Origin of the sequence: Citrobacter sp. MGH100 (genome assembly GCF_001034465.1) — a bacterium.
Lineage (GTDB): Bacteria > Pseudomonadota > Gammaproteobacteria > Enterobacterales > Enterobacteriaceae > Citrobacter > Citrobacter youngae.
Genome location: NZ_KQ089800.1, coordinates 1,490,195 through 1,507,448 on the forward strand (window position 1 = coordinate 1,490,195; position 17,254 = coordinate 1,507,448).

19 protein-coding genes and 1 pseudogene are annotated in these 17,254 nt (G+C 49.8%); 11 read left to right on the forward strand and 9 right to left on the reverse strand.

All coding sequences use genetic code 11. The annotated features are described in order from the left end of the window. Nucleotides 1–18 precede the first annotated feature (18 nt). Nucleotides 19–1,953, forward strand: coding sequence for a protein kinase YeaG (gene yeaG / locus SK32_RS07100; RefSeq protein ID WP_048211925.1), 1,935 nt, complete (start codon nt 19–21; stop codon nt 1,951–1,953). A gap of 121 nt (nt 1,954–2,074) precedes the next feature. Continuing rightward, nucleotides 2,075–3,358 carry a YeaH/YhbH family protein gene (locus tag SK32_RS07105; protein WP_048211926.1) on the forward strand — a complete coding sequence of 428 codons (1,284 nt, stop codon included), beginning with the start codon at nt 2,075–2,077 and terminating at the stop codon, nt 3,356–3,358. 65 nt (nt 3,359–3,423) lie between these two features. Here SK32_RS07105 and SK32_RS07110 read toward each other — a convergent pair whose 3' ends face one another. Next, complete coding sequence (locus SK32_RS07110; protein ID WP_048211927.1) at nt 3,424–4,194, reverse strand: class I SAM-dependent methyltransferase; 771 nt, start codon at nt 4,192–4,194, stop codon at nt 3,424–3,426. A 165-nt stretch (nt 4,195–4,359) separates the two neighbouring features. On the opposite strand from SK32_RS07110, the gene dgcJ reads away from it, so the two are divergent. The 3 genes from dgcJ to SK32_RS07125 all read left to right on the forward strand — a co-directional run bounded on the left by dgcJ (nt 4,360) and on the right by SK32_RS07125 (nt 6,982). Further along, on the forward strand, nt 4,360–5,850 hold the full coding sequence (gene dgcJ, locus SK32_RS07115) for a diguanylate cyclase DgcJ (protein WP_048211928.1): 1,491 nt from the start codon (nt 4,360–4,362) through the stop codon (nt 5,848–5,850). 43 nt (nt 5,851–5,893) lie between these two features. Further along, entirely contained in the window at nt 5,894–6,397 is a 504-nt protein-coding gene (locus SK32_RS07120; RefSeq protein ID WP_048211929.1) for a YbaK/prolyl-tRNA synthetase associated domain-containing protein, read from the forward strand. A gap of 138 nt (nt 6,398–6,535) precedes the next feature. Beyond that, a complete protein-coding gene (locus SK32_RS07125) occupies nt 6,536–6,982 on the forward strand; it encodes a DUF441 domain-containing protein (RefSeq protein WP_042308914.1) in 447 nt (148 codons plus the stop codon). On the opposite strand, the pseudogene SK32_RS07130 reads toward SK32_RS07125, so the two are convergent. Beyond that, a pseudogene (locus SK32_RS07130) lies at nt 6,965–7,757 on the reverse strand (AraC family transcriptional regulator); the annotation flags it as partial. The gene SK32_RS07125 and the pseudogene SK32_RS07130 sit on opposite strands and share 18 nt — an antisense overlap. A gap of 99 nt (nt 7,758–7,856) precedes the next feature. Between SK32_RS07130 and SK32_RS07135 the strand changes: the two are divergent. Next, nucleotides 7,857–9,044, forward strand: a complete 1,188-nt coding sequence (locus SK32_RS07135; RefSeq protein WP_048211931.1) for a CynX/NimT family MFS transporter — start codon at nt 7,857–7,859, stop codon at nt 9,042–9,044. A gap of 36 nt (nt 9,045–9,080) precedes the next feature. Here the strand turns inward: SK32_RS07135 and SK32_RS07140 are convergent, their stop codons facing one another. Continuing rightward, a complete protein-coding gene (locus SK32_RS07140) occupies nt 9,081–9,788 on the reverse strand; it encodes a CTP synthase C-terminal region-related (seleno)protein (RefSeq protein WP_048211932.1) in 708 nt (235 codons plus the stop codon). Nucleotides 9,789–9,973: 185 nt separating this feature from the next. On the opposite strand from SK32_RS07140, the gene SK32_RS07145 reads away from it, so the two are divergent. Continuing rightward, a complete protein-coding gene (locus SK32_RS07145) occupies nt 9,974–10,321 on the forward strand; it encodes a DUF488 domain-containing protein (RefSeq protein ID WP_048211933.1) in 348 nt (115 codons plus the stop codon). Between the two features lie 7 nt (nt 10,322–10,328). On the opposite strand, the gene SK32_RS07150 is transcribed toward SK32_RS07145, so the two are convergent. Next, on the reverse strand, nt 10,329–10,577 hold the full coding sequence (locus SK32_RS07150) for a putative hemolysin (protein ID WP_005120367.1): 249 nt from the start codon (nt 10,575–10,577) through the stop codon (nt 10,329–10,331). A 186-nt stretch (nt 10,578–10,763) separates the two neighbouring features. Here SK32_RS07150 and SK32_RS07155 point away from each other — a divergent pair, with 186 nt between their 5' ends. From SK32_RS07155 to yoaJ, 3 genes are read left to right on the forward strand one after another with little or no spacing between them, the layout of a single operon-like run. After that, complete coding sequence (locus SK32_RS07155; protein WP_048211934.1) at nt 10,764–11,789, forward strand: sensor domain-containing diguanylate cyclase; 1,026 nt, start codon at nt 10,764–10,766, stop codon at nt 11,787–11,789. 47 nt (nt 11,790–11,836) lie between these two features. Beyond that, nucleotides 11,837–11,935 (forward strand): YoaK family small membrane protein, encoded by a 99-nt coding sequence (locus SK32_RS25990; RefSeq protein WP_086523648.1) that lies wholly within the window; start codon nt 11,837–11,839, stop codon nt 11,933–11,935. Nucleotides 11,936–11,937: 2 nt separating this feature from the next. Then, a complete protein-coding gene (gene yoaJ / locus SK32_RS25995) occupies nt 11,938–12,012 on the forward strand; it encodes a protein YoaJ (protein WP_099530266.1) in 75 nt (24 codons plus the stop codon). 49 nt (nt 12,013–12,061) lie between these two features. Here the strand turns inward: yoaJ and SK32_RS07160 are convergent, their stop codons facing one another. Continuing rightward, nucleotides 12,062–12,310: a GlsB/YeaQ/YmgE family stress response membrane protein gene (locus SK32_RS07160; protein WP_005120370.1), complete on the reverse strand. Its 249-nt coding sequence runs from the start codon at nt 12,308–12,310 to the stop codon at nt 12,062–12,064. A 360-nt stretch (nt 12,311–12,670) separates the two neighbouring features. On the opposite strand from SK32_RS07160, the gene fdhF reads away from it, so the two are divergent. Continuing rightward, a complete protein-coding gene (gene fdhF, locus SK32_RS07165) occupies nt 12,671–14,818 on the forward strand; it encodes a formate dehydrogenase subunit alpha (RefSeq protein ID WP_048212596.1) in 2,148 nt (715 codons plus the stop codon). 52 nt (nt 14,819–14,870) lie between these two features. On the opposite strand, the gene SK32_RS07170 is transcribed toward fdhF, so the two are convergent. From SK32_RS07170 to leuE, 4 genes are all read right to left on the reverse strand, one after another. After that, nucleotides 14,871–15,515, reverse strand: a complete 645-nt coding sequence (locus SK32_RS07170) for a hypothetical protein (protein ID WP_048211935.1) — start codon at nt 15,513–15,515, stop codon at nt 14,871–14,873. A gap of 216 nt (nt 15,516–15,731) precedes the next feature. Then, nucleotides 15,732–15,914, reverse strand: a complete 183-nt coding sequence (locus SK32_RS07175; RefSeq protein WP_048211936.1) for a DUF1869 domain-containing protein — start codon at nt 15,912–15,914, stop codon at nt 15,732–15,734. A gap of 3 nt (nt 15,915–15,917) precedes the next feature. After that, nucleotides 15,918–16,280, reverse strand: a complete 363-nt coding sequence (yeaR, locus tag SK32_RS07180) for a DUF1971 domain-containing protein YeaR (protein ID WP_045441926.1) — start codon at nt 16,278–16,280, stop codon at nt 15,918–15,920. 174 nt (nt 16,281–16,454) lie between these two features. Next, nucleotides 16,455–17,093 carry a leucine efflux protein LeuE gene (leuE, locus tag SK32_RS07185; RefSeq protein ID WP_048212597.1) on the reverse strand — a complete coding sequence of 213 codons (639 nt, stop codon included), beginning with the start codon at nt 17,091–17,093 and terminating at the stop codon, nt 16,455–16,457. Nucleotides 17,094–17,254 lie beyond the last annotated feature (161 nt).

Sequence of the window (17,254 nt, forward strand, 5' to 3'; positions counted from 1 at the left end):
ACGAAAGGACGGCATACCATGAATATATTCGATCACTATCGCCAGCGTTATGAAGCTGCCAAGGACGAAGAGTTCACGCTGCAGGAGTTTCTTACCACTTGTCGGCAAGATCGCAGTGCTTATGCCAACGCGGCAGAGCGGCTATTAATGGCTATTGGTGAGCCTGTCATGGTTGACACTGCCCACGAACCTCGACTTTCTCGACTCTTTTCGAATCGGGTGATTGCACGTTATCCCGCTTTTGAAGAGTTTTACGGCATGGAAGACGCGATTGAACAGATTGTTTCTTATCTGAAACATGCGGCTCAGGGGCTGGAAGAGAAGAAGCAGATCCTCTATCTGCTGGGGCCGGTGGGAGGCGGAAAATCATCGCTTGCAGAGCGACTGAAATCGCTGATGCAAAGAGTGCCCATTTATGTCCTCAGCGCCAATGGTGAACGTAGCCCGGTTAACGATCATCCGTTATGCCTGTTTAATCCGCAGGAAGACGCGCAGATCCTGGAAAAAGAGTATGGGGTTCCGCGTCGCTATCTCGGTACAATCATGTCGCCATGGGCTGCGAAGCGTTTGCATGATTTCGGCGGGGACATCACTAAATTCCGCGTCGTCAAAGTCTGGCCGTCTATTCTCGAGCAAATCGCCATCGCTAAAACGGAGCCTGGTGATGAAAACAACCAGGACATTTCCGCTCTGGTCGGGAAAGTGGATATTCGTAAACTCGAACACCACGCCCAGAACGATCCTGACGCCTATGGCTACTCAGGTGCGCTGTGCCGCTCCAACCAGGGGATTATGGAATTCGTTGAGATGTTTAAAGCACCGATTAAAGTGCTGCATCCTCTGCTGACTGCCACCCAGGAAGGAAACTACAACGGGACAGAAGGTATCTCCGCCCTGCCGTTTAACGGGATTATTCTTGCCCACTCGAACGAATCTGAATGGGTAACGTTCCGTAATAACAAAAACAATGAGGCGTTCCTTGACCGTGTTTACATCGTCAAAGTGCCTTATTGCCTGCGGATCTCTGAAGAGATCAAAATTTACGAAAAACTGCTTAACCATAGTGAGCTGGCCCATGCGCCTTGCGCACCGGGCACGTTGGAAACCCTCTCTCGCTTTACCATTCTTTCTCGCCTGAAAGAACCTGAGAACTCGAGCATTTACTCGAAGATGCGCGTTTACGATGGCGAAAGCCTGAAAGATACCGATCCAAAAGCGAAATCCTATCAGGAGTATCGGGATTACGCCGGGGTTGATGAGGGAATGAACGGTCTGTCCACGCGTTTCGCGTTTAAGATCCTCTCTCGCGTCTTTAACTTTGACCATGCCGAAGTGGCAGCTAACCCGGTTCATCTGTTCTACGTACTGGAGCAGCAAATCGAACGCGAGCAATTCCCGCAGGAGCAGGCTGAGCGTTATCTTGAGTTCCTGAAAGGCTATCTGATCCCGAAATATGCTGAATTCATCGGCAAAGAGATCCAGACGGCTTATCTCGAATCTTATTCCGAATACGGACAGAACATTTTTGACCGTTATGTGACCTATGCGGATTTCTGGATTCAGGATCAGGAGTATCGCGATCCAGATACCGGTCAGCTGTTTGATCGCGAATCACTGAACTCAGAACTGGAGAAAATTGAAAAGCCGGCGGGTATCAGCAACCCGAAAGATTTCCGTAACGAGATCGTCAACTTTGTTCTGCGTGCCAGAGCGAATAACAGCGGTCGCAATCCAAACTGGACCAGTTACGAAAAACTGCGCACGGTTATTGAGAAGAAAATGTTCTCGAATACCGAAGAGTTGCTGCCGGTCATTTCGTTCAATGCTAAAACCTCGACTGACGAGCAGAAAAAGCACGACGATTTTGTCGACCGTATGATGGAAAAAGGCTATACGCGTAAACAGGTACGTTTACTGTGCGAATGGTATTTGCGCGTACGTAAATCGTCTTAACATAAGTGCCCGGTGGTGCATGCGCTTACCGGGCTTGCAAAATAATGTTCCGTAGGCCGGATAGCGCCAGCGCCATCCGGCACTTACAGACATGGCGAACAGTTGGCAGTACGGGGGGCATATGACCTGGTTTATTGACCGGCGTCTTAACGGCAAGAACAAGAGCACGGTAAATCGCCAACGCTTCTTGCGCCGTTATAAATCGCAAATTAAACAGTCGATCTCCGAGGCCATTAACAAGCGTTCGGTGACCGATGTAGATAGCGGCGAATCCGTCTCTATTCCGACCGATGATATTAGCGAACCGATGTTTCATCAGGGGCGCGGTGGCCTGCGTCATCGCGTGCATCCAGGTAATGATCATTTTGTACAGAATGACCGTATCGAACGTCCGCAGGGGGGCGGCGGCGGTTCAGGTAGCGGACAAGGCCAGGCCAGTCAGGATGGCGAGGGTCAGGATGAGTTCGTCTTTCAGATATCTAAAGATGAATATCTTGATCTGCTGTTCGAAGATTTAGCGCTTCCTAATCTGAAGCAGAATCAGCAACGTCAGTTAACGGAGTTTAAAACGCACCGTGCAGGATTTACCTCCAACGGTGTGCCCGCCAATATCAGCGTGGTGCGCTCCTTGCAAAACTCACTGGCGCGTCGCACAGCAATGACGGCGGGTAAACGTCGTGAACTGCATGCGCTTGAGGCCGATCTGGAAACCATCGCCAAAAGTGAACCCGCGCAGCTGCTGGAAGAGGAACGGTTACGCAAAGAGATTGCCGAACTACGGGCAAAAATCGAACGCGTGCCGTTTATAGATACTTTTGATTTGCGCTACAAGAATTATGAGAAACGACCCGATCCTTCCAGCCAGGCGGTGATGTTCTGTCTGATGGACGTCTCCGGCTCAATGGATCAGTCGACTAAAGATATGGCAAAACGTTTTTATATCCTGCTGTATCTGTTCCTGAGCCGCACTTACAAAAACGTGGAGGTTGTCTATATTCGCCATCATACTCAGGCGAAAGAGGTTGATGAACACGAGTTCTTCTACTCTCAGGAAACGGGGGGAACCATAGTTTCCAGCGCCCTGAAGTTAATGGATGAAGTGGTAAAAGATCGCTACAACCCTGCCCAGTGGAATATCTATGCCGCTCAGGCATCGGATGGCGATAACTGGGCAGATGATTCACCACTGTGTCATGAAATCCTGGCGAAAAAACTGCTGCCGGTGGTGAGATATTACAGCTATATCGAAATCACTCGCCGTGCGCACCAGACCTTGTGGCGTGAATACGAACATCTGCAATCAACCTTTGATAACTTTGCGATGCAGCATATTCGCGATCAGGATGATATTTACCCGGTATTCCGCGAACTGTTCCATAAGCAAAGTACGACCAGCAATAATTAGCCTAAACAAATCAGTCAGCGCGTATATGTGCTGACTGATTTTATAAATAGTGCCCCATCCTGTTTTTATTTTCCCTTAACAGAGCAGCAGGCAATGTAGTTTAGCTGATGACGTTGCGAACGGAAGAAGCGAAACATTTTCAGGAACCGACGGCGATTTTCGTAAGTGCGTAAACCGTTAAACATAATTTTAATCGCCCCAGTAACTCCCTCATCACGAATTAATCCTCCTGGCGACATCAGCGACATAGCGCCATTCTGCTGCATGACCTGTTCAAAACCGCAGTTGAGAAATAACTCACGCCAGCCTTGTCTGGTCATCGGACTCACGTTTGATTTCACCACCTCCACAAGCTTGCCCTGCTCGCTCGCGTCCAGTCTTTGAGTGGTGAACATAATGTCGTGGGTTAACAGACGACCGCCGGGTTTCAACACGCGATAATATTCGGCAATTAATTTCGCCTTCGCTTTATCGGCATACATTGTTAGCATGGCCTCGTTAATCACCACATCGAAGCTGTTATCCGCAAAAGGAAGGGTACTGGCATTCGCAGCCATCACATGAATGTGATTTTCCAGCCCATTTGCTGCCACATTATTTCTGGCATTTGATAGCGCGGTTTTATCCATATCGATAGCGTAGACCGTACAACCAAAGCGTTGTGCTATCTCTATCGCCGTGGTGGCCATATTACAGGCCACTTCCAGCACCTGGCTGTCGGGCGCCAGCTGTGACTGGCTGAACAACCACTCTGTTGCTTCAATGCCCCCCGGACGCAGACGGGTTTTGCCCAGGCTGGCTAAAAACGTATGGCCCGCTTTTTCAGTCGTGCTCATCTGCCTGTCTCCTTTTCTATAAGTTGCATTATAAATACAACATTAAGAGTTAAAGGTGAAGAGTACGAATGTTTTTTATTACAAAATGTCCTTCCGCGTAGCGTTAGAGAGGAGCTATACCGTGTGATAGACTGAAGTATCAGACTTACAGGGCTGTAAATCATTATGAAATTGCATCATAAAGCGCTCAGGCTCTTTATCTCCGTTAGCGTAATTGTTTTGACGTCTTCTTTTTTGGTTTATGAGCTCATTGCCAGCGATAAAGCGATGAATGCGTACATGCGCTATATCAATGAGAAAGCCGACTCATCGTTTCTTTATGATAAGTATACTAATCAAAGTATTGCCGCCCATCTGATGCGCACATTTTCATCCCCTCAGGAACCCGCGTCTGTCGAACAACAAAAAGCACTTTGCAACGCTTTCGACAGCGTTAACGGCACTCATGGACTCAATCTCACAGAGCATAACTACCCGCCATTGCACGGGACGCTGCAAACCACCTCAACGAAATGTAGCGAACAACTTGAAGACATATTCCTGCTGCCCTCTTTTGATAAGGCGGTAAACGCTAATCGTGAGCAGAAAGATTACGGTCAGGGATTAGGTACGCTGGAGTATAAATTCCGATATTACGTCGACCTCAAAAATAACTACGTCTATTTCTATGACCGAATCGACTCGCGCCAATTTGCGATACATAACTGGACGTTTTTGCAAAAAGGCACCCTGGGCATCGACCAGAATGATATTGACGGTATTTTCACGGGGCGTACGGTGATCTCCAGTATTTATCTGGATAACCTGACCGGGAAAAAGGTGATGAGCTTTTTAACGCCGGTCTACTCTACCGGTAAGTTAAAAGGTGTAGTAATGGTGGATATCAACAAAGAGAATTTAAAGAATATCTTTTATACCAGCGACCGGCCTCTGGTATGGCGCTATCTTAACGTTACGCTCTCGGATACCAGCTCCGGTAAAGAGATTCTCGTTCACCAAAGTGAGACTAACCTGTTTCACTATGTTCACTACGAGAAGGACATTCCAGGCGGCATACGCATCACCTTAACGCTTGATTTAATGTACTTTATTGTCTCATCCTGGAAAATCTTCGCTTTCTATCTGCTGGCAACAATTTTGCTGTTGAATCTGGTCAGAACGCATTTTCGCTTGTATCACAACGTCACGCGCGAAAATATCAGTGACGCCATGACCGGACTCTACAATCGGAAAGTTTTAACCCCGACGCTCGAACAACGTTTGCAGCAGTTGGTCAATACGGGCACTCTCGTCACCTTTATCGCCATCGACTGCGATAAGCTGAAAGTCATCAATGATACGTTAGGGCATAAAGAAGGTGATCGGATTATCACTCATCTGGCCAAAGCCATTCAAAGTTCCATTCGCAAAAGCGACTACGCCATCCGCCTCGGCGGCGATGAGTTTTGTATCATCCTCATCGACCATCCCAGTGATTTAACGCCCCGCCTGCTGGAGAGAATTCGCTATAACTTACAAATTATTGCGCATGATATTTCCATCAGCTTCTCCGCCGGGGTTTATAATATGCAGCCGAACGACACTATTGATGATGCTTACAAAGCATCTGATGCACAGCTCTATCTGAACAAACAGAAAAAACGCGCCGGTGCGTGATTATTTTTCTGCAGGATTTTCATTGTTGTACCAGGAGTAAGTCATGACGGAAGTGAACAAAGGTAACGCAACGCATCAGCGTTTAATTTCGCTGTTGTCAGAGCAAGGCGCAACGTACCGCGTGGTAAGCCATGAAGCCGTCGGCAAATGTGAGGCAGTTTCTGAAATTCGTGGTACCGCGCTCGGCCAGGGAGCAAAAGCCCTGGTCTGTAAGGTCAAAGGCAACGGCGTTAATCAGCATGTGTTGGCAATTTTGCCCGCTGACCAGCAGGCCGATCTCAGTTTGTTAGCGGGTCATATTGGTGGGTTAAGAGCATCGCTTGCCAGCCCGGCGGAAGTCGATGAACTTACCGGCTGTGTATTTGGCGCGATCCCGCCGTTTAGCTTCCACCCGAATCTCAAGCTGGTCGCCGATCCGCTATTGTTTGAGCGTTTTCATGAAATTGCGTTTAATGCCGGGTTGCTGGAAAAATCTGTGATCATGGATACCGCAGATTACCTGCGTATCGCGCAACCTGAATTAATCCCTTTCCGCCGCGAACAATAACGGTCTGCGTTAGCAGTAAAAAACGTCGCATCGTGCGTTAGCCCAAAAAAAATCATAATCATTAAAAAAAGCCTGTTCCGTCACGCGTTTACGCGTACAGTAAGCAGGCTTATTTTTTCTTTTGGCAAGGAAACTACGATGTTTGATGTCACTCTGCTGATCCTCCTCGGACTGGCAGCTCTGGGCTTTGTCAGCCACAACACCACTGTCGCCGTTTCAATTCTGGTGCTGATAATCGTCCGTGTTACTCCGCTGAATACATTCTTCCCGTGGATTGAAAAGCAGGGGCTTACCGTTGGGATTATTATTCTGACCATTGGCGTCATGGCGCCGATCGCCAGCGGAACGCTGCCCCCCTCTACGCTTATTCACTCCTTTGTAAACTGGAAGTCGCTGGTCGCTATCGCCGTCGGCGTTGTTGTCTCCTGGCTTGGCGGGCGCGGCGTCACGCTGATGGGTAGCCAACCTCAACTCGTCGCCGGTTTACTGGTGGGCACGGTTCTGGGCGTGGCGCTGTTTCGCGGGGTGCCAGTGGGACCGCTCATTGCGGCAGGTCTGGTCTCGTTGATTGTTGGGAAGCAGTAGTCAATCCTGCCAGATAACGGCCTGGCGTTTGTCCCAGGCCTTTTTTGAACATGGTGATAAACGCGGTCGTTGAATCGTAACCGAGCATTTGAGCAACCTGCTGTACATTGTACCCGTCGATCAGAGCTTGCAGCGCCAGGATCAGCTGTAGCTGGTGACGCCAGCGGCGAAAGCTTAATCCTGTTTCTTTGACAACCAGACGAGCAAGGTTACGCTCACTCATGGCAAACACGTTGGCCCACTGCCCCAGTGTTTGCCATTGTGCAGGTTCCTGCGCCATCGTCGCCACCATCTTGCGAATTTTCGGGTGATCGGATACTGGTAACTGCATTTGCTCCTGTGGCTGCTGCGGGAGTTCGTCAAACAACACCTGCGTTAACCGCTGGGTAGCTGGTTCACAGAGCTGGGCATCCGTTTTGTTCGCCAGCGCAAGAATAAGTTCCCGACATAACGGAGCGATTTTCAGCGTGCAGCAACATTCAGGCATCACGACAGCCTGCGGCTCAATAAACAGAAAACACAATTGCGCGCCCACGGTAACGTGGTTGCTGTGTGGAATTTCGCCAGGGATCCACACCGCATATTGCGGCGGCACCATCCACATGGCGTTCTCCACTTCGCAGGTAATTGCACCATGCAACGCCAGGATTAACTGACCTTTGCGGTGTTGATGCAGTGGGCTGAAAAGTTCATCTTCCTGAGCCTGAATACAAAAAGCCACGGCGGCATCGTGGTAAAGATCGGGTTGATACCCATCCAGTCTCAGCCCCAACATAAGAATGTCCTATTTTAGCGATAAACTGTCATTTTAGCTTGATTCATCCATAGTGTAAAAACGCTAAAGTATCGCCTCGCCTGACGATATGAGAAAAAAATGATTATTACACCTTCCTCCCGCGGCAAAAGCGCAGCGCTGCTGATCGCGGGGATCCTGATGATTGCCACCACACTACGCGTCACCTTTACCGGTGCAGCCCCATTGCTGGATGCCATTCGCGCCGACTACGGCCTGAGTACCGCCCAGACGGGACTTCTGACTACCCTGCCGCTGCTGGCCTTCGCGCTGGTATCCCCCCTCGCTGCCGCCGTTGCGCGCCGTTGGGGCATTGAGCGCAGCCTGTTAGCCGCCATGCTGCTGATCTGTGTGGGTATTGCTATACGTTCGCTCCCTTCATCCGGAGCCTTGTTTGGTGGGACGGCAGTCATTGGCTGTGGCATCGCACTGGGAAATGTCCTTTTGCCGGGACTCATTAAGCGTGATTTTTCACAGCATGTGGCAAAGCTTACCGGGGCGTATTCGTTAACGATGGGCGCTGCAGCAGCGCTGGGGTCGGCAATGGTCGTGCCGCTGGCGTTAAATGGCTTTGGCTGGCGCGGCGCACTGATGATGTTAATGATCTTTCCGCTGCTGGCGTTATTGATCTGGTTACCTCAATGGCGCCAGACGGCCAATGCCAGCCTCAGTAATTCGCGAGCGTTGCACTCCCGCGCGATCTGGCGCTCCAGTCTCGCCTGGCAGGTCACGCTGTTTTTGGGCATCAACTCACTCATCTATTATGTCATTATCGGCTGGTTACCCGCCATTATGATCAGCCACGGCTACAGTGAGGCACAGGCGGGATCGCTGCATGGTTTGCTGCAACTGGCGACCGCAGCTCCCGGGCTACTGATCCCCCTCGTTCTGTATCGGTTTAAAGATCAGCGTACTATCGCCGCACTGGTCTCGTTAATGTGCGCTGTTGGCGCTGCAGGGTTTGCTGTTATGCCCGGGCAGGCGGCCCTGTGGACCGTGCTGTTTGGCTTTGGTTCCGGTGCCACGATGATCCTCGGTCTCACCTTTATCGGGCTACGTGCAAGCTCAGCGCACCAGGCTGCCGCGCTATCAGGCATGGCGCAATCTGTCGGATATTTGCTGGCCGCATGTGGGCCGCCGGTGATGGGGAAAATTCACGATCTTAACGATAGCTGGCAGATCCCGCTGGTTGGCGTCGCACTGCTCGCTCTCATCATGGCCGTGTTTGGCGTCTGTTCAGGACGCGACAAAGAGATCGCCAGCACGTAATACACCGGGCAGGTGAATAAGCAACCTGCCCAGTTGTTATCCTCTGGCCGCGCGCAGCAGTGCCTGGACGAGCGGTACAGGCTTTCCTGCCAGTGCCCCTCGTTCATGCTGAAAAAGCGTCCCGACATAAAACGGATGTGTCACCAGTTCAATAGCGCGAACATCTCCAGAGTCATCCCAGCCCGTCACTCGCAGATCGCCGCTTTCAAGCTCAGCGGCAAAAGTTTCCGACACGCCATAGTTACAGTGATACCCCTCTGTAATGACATCCCGTCCGTAGGCTCTGGCGATCAGCGTATTCGCGCGCAGTTCAATATCATCCGTCTTTTCGACCAACGAGCAGGTCAGCGGTGCAATCACCATACGGCCCGAGGTCTCTGTTTCCGCATGCGCAGCATCACGCCAGCCCAGCACATTGCGAGCATACTCGAGAATGGCATGCTGAAAACCGCCACAAGTGCCCAAAAATGGAATGCTGTTTTCGCGGGCGTAACGTATTGCCGTCAGCGCGCCTTCCGGGTGCTGGTAAGGACTGCCAGGGACCACCCAGATGGCATCATAGCCGACTAAATCTTCGCCACTACTAATATCAGATGTGGTGAGCCAGTCATAATCAGCCACTAATTCCAGAACGGCAGCAGCATCATCGATGGCAAGGGGAATAGCCTGGTGCGCCATAATATCGGGGCTGTAATCGCCCACCAGCGCAATGCGAAGCGTATCTTTAACAGGGGAAATTTCCATTAACTTTCCTTATGTCCAGACAATGAGGGACAACATAAGGAGCCTCAGCCTACCGATTTTTTGTTGTTACCACAATCCCTTAAATTGAGAGTCTATGTGGCCAAAATGCTATAATGGTCACGTTTTACGATCTTATTTAGCCTTAGTGAAGACGAGTTCAGTAGCTTAACGGAGCGGATTAAGAGATGAATATTCAGTGTAAACGCGTGTATGACCCGGCAGAAAAAAGTGATGGCTATCGTGTTCTGGTCGACAGGCTGTGGCCGCGCGGGGTGAAAAAAACCGATCTTGTTTTCAATGAATGGGATAAAGCGCTGACGCCCTCATCTGATTTACGTAAGGCATTCCACGCAGATATCATCGATTTTGCTCATTTCTCCGAGCAATACCGCGTAGAACTTGCCCAGCAACAGCAGGAAGGCAAGCGACTCGCGGACATTGCCCGGCAACAGCCGTTAACGCTGCTGTATGCAGCGAAGGATACACAGCAAAACCATGCGCTGGTTCTGGCTGAGTGGTTACGTCAATTGTGACAGCGGGTTATTTGCCCGTTGCCGGATGATCTCTGCGCCAAAGCGCCCATTCATCAATAACTTCGCCACCGGGTAGTTTGCAATCCGACCTTACGCCTTGCGGTGTCTGCACCGCAACCAGCACGCCGCCCTTTTGCTCACAATATACGGATGCCGGGTTCGCCATGCCAATTTTCGGTGGTACTGGTGCTTCAGGTGATGTGGAACACCCCGCCAGCACCAAAATGCCGGGCACAACAATAGAGGCAAGTTTCATATTCACTCCTGTTAAAAACGTTACACTGGAAGAGTACCCCGACTCCCCACCTATCTCCATGTTTTACTGACGAGTTTCAATCCCATGTCTACATTTTGACCCGGATAGCGTGTTTCATCTTTCCCTCCGATGTTCTATTATGCGGGCAATACAGGACTTATCAGCATTCTGGAGTATTTGCCTCTCATGTCAGACATGATCCTTGCCCGAGTCTCACAATCATTAGCCACAGAGCAGTCTGTTGAGAGTCTGGTTCGGCAACTTCTGGAGATGCTGGAGGTAGTGACTGAGATGGAGTCGACCTATCTTACTAAGGTCGATTTAGATGCGCGTCTGCAGCATATTCTGTATGCGCGTAATAGTAAGCAAATGCAGATCCCCGAAGGGCTGTCGGTGCCGTGGGATGAGACACTCTGCAAGCGCGCAATAGACGCAAACTGTCTGTATAGCGATAACGTTCCCGCGCGCTGGCCAGAATGTACCGCCGCACGCGCGCTGGAGATCACAACCTTTCTGAGTACTCCTGTCCACCTGCCCGATGGCACGTTCTATGGCACCCTCTGCGCCACCAGTCGTCAGCAACAACCGCTTAGTGAACGAGGTGAACAGGTACTGCATCTGTTCGCGGGCCTGATAGCGCAGTCTATTCAGAAAGAATCGCTGGTTGCTCAATTACGTGAAGCGAATGCTGCGCTGATCGCCCACTCCTACACTGACGTTCTGACCGGGCTACCTAACCGTCGGGCAATCTTTGAAAATATCGAAACCCTCTTCTCGCTGGCACGCCACCTGAGGCACAAAATTATTGTCGCCTATATTGATTTAGATGATTTCAAACTGATCAACGATCGTTTTGGGCACGAAGTCGGTGACCAGTTTTTGATCCAAATTGGCCAGCGTTTACGCCGTGGATGCAGTGAGAATGATATTCTTGGTCGTCTGGGCGGTGACGAATTTTTAGTCGCCAGCCTGTCAGGGGGAGTCGAAATGTCGCCGTGTGTTCGTTTGCAAAGCGTGAAAAACCACTTACAGCAGCTAATTTGCGGTGACTATGACCTGGGTGATATCTGTCTGTATTATCCGGGAGCCAGTCTGGGAGTTGTAGAAATTGACCCGCTGGAGACAGACGTCAACTGTGCACTTCATCTTGCAGACAGTGCGATGTATCAGGATAAGAAACGCCAGGATAAAACCGCTTTTGTCGTACATTAAGCCCTGTTATGCTTAATCGTCTTTAAATTATTCTGGCAGATAAGCGTATGCGACTCGGTATTATTTTCCCCGTTATTATTTTCATTTCCGCTGTCGTTTTCCTGTCCTGGTTCTTTATTGGCGGCTACGCCTCACCAGGAGCATAACGATGAAAAAAACAACGCTTATTATGATTGGCGTGGCCATTATTGTCGTGCTGGGAACGGAACTGGGCTGGTGGTAATCTGAGAAAAAGGCCACTTATCAGTGGCCTTTATTGTCAGTATGTTTGCTTAGCTTTTGATTTTTCTGTAGATAAACAACACCACAATCGCACCAATAACGGCTACGACGAAACTGCCAAAGTTGAAACCATCGACTTTACCAAAACCAAAGAAGGTACTTATCCAACCGCCCACTACCGCACCAACCACCCCTAAGATAATGGTCATAAAGAATCCACCGCCATCTTTACCCGGCATAATCCATTTTGCCAAAATCCCCGCAATAAGACCGAAAATCACCCATGAAATAATGCCCATAATATCCCTCGCTTATGTTTTTAAGTTAACGATTCACTCGTTGTATAAAAGCATAGCATAGCGCTGAAAAATTAAAATTTGTGATCAATATCACCTGTTATTTTCATCTTTTTCTGATCTTTCATAAGGTTAAACCATTCGATGGCGGCATTTGCCCTGACGTAGCTCGTCATTAATGTCGAATCGTCAGTCATTCAGGTCTACTGACTCCCCCTCAGCCCCTGCCATTGCTGGGTTTCCACTTCTGGCACACTTTATGCTTAAACAGCCTGTCACTATGACAAATCGTAGTCCGCGATGCGTATCGCGTGGCTCCGTTTACAATTCGCGCTATTTCAGCATTTAACAGGTCTGTTATTGATGAAAAAAATCACCAGTGTATGCCCTTACTGTGGGGCCGGGTGCAAGCTCAAGCTTGTTGTTGAAAATAACAAAATCATCCGCGCCGAAGCCGCAGAGGGTGTAACGAACCAAAACCAGTTATGCCTGAAAGGCTACTATGGCTGGGACTTTCTTAACGACACTCGCCTTCTTACTCCCCGTCTGACTCGTCCGATGATCCGTTATGAAAAAGGTGGGAAATTCACTCCCGTTAGCTGGGATGAAGCCATTCGTTACACCGCAAAACGCTTATCCGATATCAAAAATACCTATGGTCCTCGCGCCATCATGACCACCGGATCTTCACGTGGAACAGGGAATGAGACCAACTACGTGATGCAAAAATTCGCGCGTGGTGTTCTCCATACCAATAATGTCGATTGCTGCGCCCGTGTCTGCCATGGCCCTTCCGTTGCCGGGTTACAGGAAACGTTAGGCAATGGCGCCATGAGCAATTCCATCAGCGACATTGAAAACTCAAAATGCCTGCTGATCTTTGGTTACAACTGTGCCGACTCGCACCCGATTGTGGCTCGCCGGGTGATCAAAGCTCGCCAGAACGGGGCAAAAATCATTGTCTGCGATCCCCGCCGCATTGAAACTGCCCGAATTGCAGACCAGCATCTGCAGTTGAAAAACGGTTGTAACATGGCGCTGGTCAACGCATTTGGCCATGTGCTTATCGAAGAGCAACTTTACGATCGCGAATATGTGCAAAAACATGCCGAAGGCCTGGAAACATACTGGGAAACCGTCAAGGATTACGCGCCTGAAGCCGTTGAACATTTAACGGGTGTTCCCGCACAGCAGGTTCGTCAGGCGATGCGTACTTTTGCCGCAGCGCCCTCGGCAACTGTGATGTGGGGAATGGGCGTCACCCAATTTGGTCAGGCCGTTGACGTGGTTCGTGGCTTGTCGAGCCTGGCGTTGCTGACCGGCAACCTGGGACGCCCTAACGTCGGCGTTGGGCCGGTGCGTGGGCAAAATAACGTGCAGGGCGCGTGCGATATGGGGGTGCTGCCTAACCAGTTCCCAGGGTATCAGGACGTGACCGATTTCACCGTCAGGGAGAAATTCGCCAACGCCTGGGGGATTGACGTTAATCAGATGGATGACAAGGTTGGGACGCGCATCACCGAAGTTCCGCATCTGGCTATCGAAGGCAAAATTAAAGCCTACTACATCATGGGGGAAGATCCGTTGCAAACCGAGGCCGATTTAGGTCTGGTCCGCGAAGGGTTTAACGCGCTCGATTTTATTGTCGTGCAGGATATCTTCATGACCAAGACAGCGGAAATGGCCGACGTCCTCCTGCCGGCCACCTCCTGGGGCGAACACGGCGGCGTCTTTACCTGCGCCGACCGCGGATTCCAGCGGTTTGAACAGGCGATTGAACCTACGGGGGATGTCAAACGCGACTGGGAAATCATCAGTCTGCTGGCCACCGCAATGGGCTATCCGATGCAGTATCAAAGTAACCAGCAAATCTGGGATGAGATGCGCGAGCTATGCCCGCTCTTCTACGGCGTGACTTACGAAAAAATGGGTGATATGGGTCATGTACAGTGGCCATGCCCGGAACTCGATCACCCAGGTACGCCGTATCTGTATGCACACAGCCAGTTTGATACCGCCAATGGCAAAGGTAAATTGTTTGCCGCACAGTGGCGTGCTCCTGCAGAAGTACCTGATGAAAAGTACCCAATGGTATTATGCACTGTGCGCGAAGTCGGCCACTATTCGTGCCGCTCGATGACCGGCAACTGCGCAGCATTGCAGGCCCTGGCCGATGAGCCTGGGTATGTGCAAATCAATACCCATGATGCAGAAAAATTAGGTATTCGTCATCGTGACCTGGTATGGGTCAGTTCGCGTCGTGGCAAGGTTATCAGTCGGGCTGATGTCTCTGAACGCATCAACACCGGAACGGTGTATATGACCTATCAATGGTGGATTGGCGCGTGTAATGAGTTGACCCAGGATAATCTGGACCCCATCTCGAAGACCCCGGAAACCAAATATTGTGCCGTCAATATTGAGCACATTAGCGATCAAGGATGGGCAGAGAAGTATGCCGCACAAACGTATAGCGACATGAAATCACGCCTGTGCGAGGCCATTGAGTAAGTCACCGCCCAGGCCGCCTGAGTCTGACTTCCCAGACTCAGGCTTTTTCTCGTTATTTCGCCAGCTGTGGTTCACTAAAGCGAATGGCAGTTGATTCCACCTGCTTATCCCGCTGCATAAAACCGAGGTTCATCAGAAACAATCCCGCCATAAACGGGAGTTCATACAGCTCTTCAATGAGATCGCCGTACTGCGCATTGTGCAAAAAGATAGGGGCCAGCAGACGATGATGCTCTACCGTATCGGAGATCAAAAATGCACAGGTGGTGATCGCTAACAGCCATAGCGGCAGCGGTTCATTGCGTAAGCGACGGGCAATATCCTGGCGTAAGTGTTTTGATATCAGGACAGGCAAAATAATCATCGCAATCAATACCACTGAGATAGCTCTGAACAGGAGTTTAGGGTGCTCCGGAAAATAATCACGGCCCCAACTGGTACTGCGACCCAGCAACACCAACCACCACACAGCCGCCCAAAGCCAAAATTGTTTCTCGCCTTCCGGACGTGATAAAGGCCGGATGTAGCTGAGAGTAAAAAGCGCACCAAACAGCAGCCATAACGCCTGGCCATTCTCAATCCATCTGACGACAGTACCGTTGAGCAAAGGTAGATTCCAGTTCGCAGTGAACGGGATCGCTACGATGACCAGCCCAAGAATGAAAATGGGTAATGTTAGTCGGGTATTCAGTTTCATAAGCGAGGTTCTGTATTGTGACTGTTTCACGATCATAAAACCTGTGAATGATCCAACATTAGCAATCAATGCGGATTTCTTAAGGTATTCTTAAGAAATCTTTTTCCGGATATTTCCAGGTTTAACACGGATAAAAAAACCGCACTGCGCCATCAAAACGCAGTGCGGTTTATAAATCAAAAACGAAAATATTCAATCAGAGGCAGAGGCTAACATCTACCAGCCGCAGACTTCGTGCTCATTCTCGGTATCGTATGAACGAACCGTATTGACCAGATCTTTAACCACTTCAGCGGCGACATCCGGAATCAACAGCGACATCGGCGTTTCAGTTTCATAATCGACAGACACGCCATTGCTGTTATTGGTGACTGTAACGGTGTAGGTTGCTTTACCCATGATTTACTCCTTGCCGGTACGCACAACTTTTCGTTGATTTGCGCTCTCCATCAACACTTCGGGCGCCACGAAAAAGTCGATATTAAAGTAGGTATCGTCGGTCATTACTTCGATGTTATGCCATTTCTCCGGTGGAAAAACGCCGAACTGACCGGCTTCAATAATCATCACCTCTTCTGGCTCCGGGCTGTGTTCATCTGCAAATCCGAGATATTTGACCGCCCCCTGCATCACAGAAAGTCGAGGATAAACCCCGGCACGGGTACCCTTATCAAGGTGGCGTTCGAAAATTCCGGCAGGTGCAGTTTCTTTGTTCCAGAACGGCGTTGAGCGTGTATGAATATGATTCTGTGGAATTTGAAGCATTTTTCTTCCCTTTTCCAGTCGACAACCAGCGAGTCTTATTGAATCGCTGCTGTGAACAGGGTACGCTTCAAAATATATATTTAAAATACCATTTATTGGTTATAACAATCCCATTTTTCAATGAAGGGAACAGCTTAATACTGAAAGCCCGCCGTCAACAGCGGGCCAATAGCGTTACGACTGAAGCGTCGCCAGACGTGCGGCAAAACCGACAAAGATCAAGCCAATGAGGGAATTCCCAACTTTAGCCAGTTTTTTCTTCGTACGAATATACTGTGTCACAAACGCACCGGAGAAAATAAGGAAGCTCAGATAGAAAAAGCTCACTATTTCAAGCGTCATCGCCAAAATAAAGAACGACAACCCTGAGTGAGTCGCGTTGACATCAATAAACTGTACGAAGAACGATACATAAAACAGAATGGCTTTAGGATTCGTCAGACTCAAAATTAATGCACGTTTGAAAATCGCACCAAACGGAACTTCTTCTGGCGCAGCGTCGCTGGCTTTCGATTTCAGTGTGGCATACAGGATCTTCGCACCGAGATACAGCAGATAAAACGCGCCGAGATAACGAACAATATTGAACAATACGGGTGTTGTTTTGATTAGCGCAGCTACGCCAGCATAGGCCAGAAACATCAATACGGCATCACCGATAAACACACCGCTTGCTGCCAAATAACCACCCTTCACTCCACGACCGACGCTGTTCTTCAGCACAAATATCGTATTTGGCCCCGGTACCAGCACGATAAAAATAGCACCCACCAGATACGTCCAGTAATTCAGAACTCCATACTCTGCGAACACGTTAACCTCTTCCTGAAAAAACACATGCACTTGCTGCGAGACAATATGCTAACGAATGCGCCAGGGGATGGAAAGAGAAGCTTTAGAATATAGCATTCTGTTTCAGTCCGATTGCAACATCATTATTCGTTCCAGATTTGCAACGATGAAACCCACTTTTG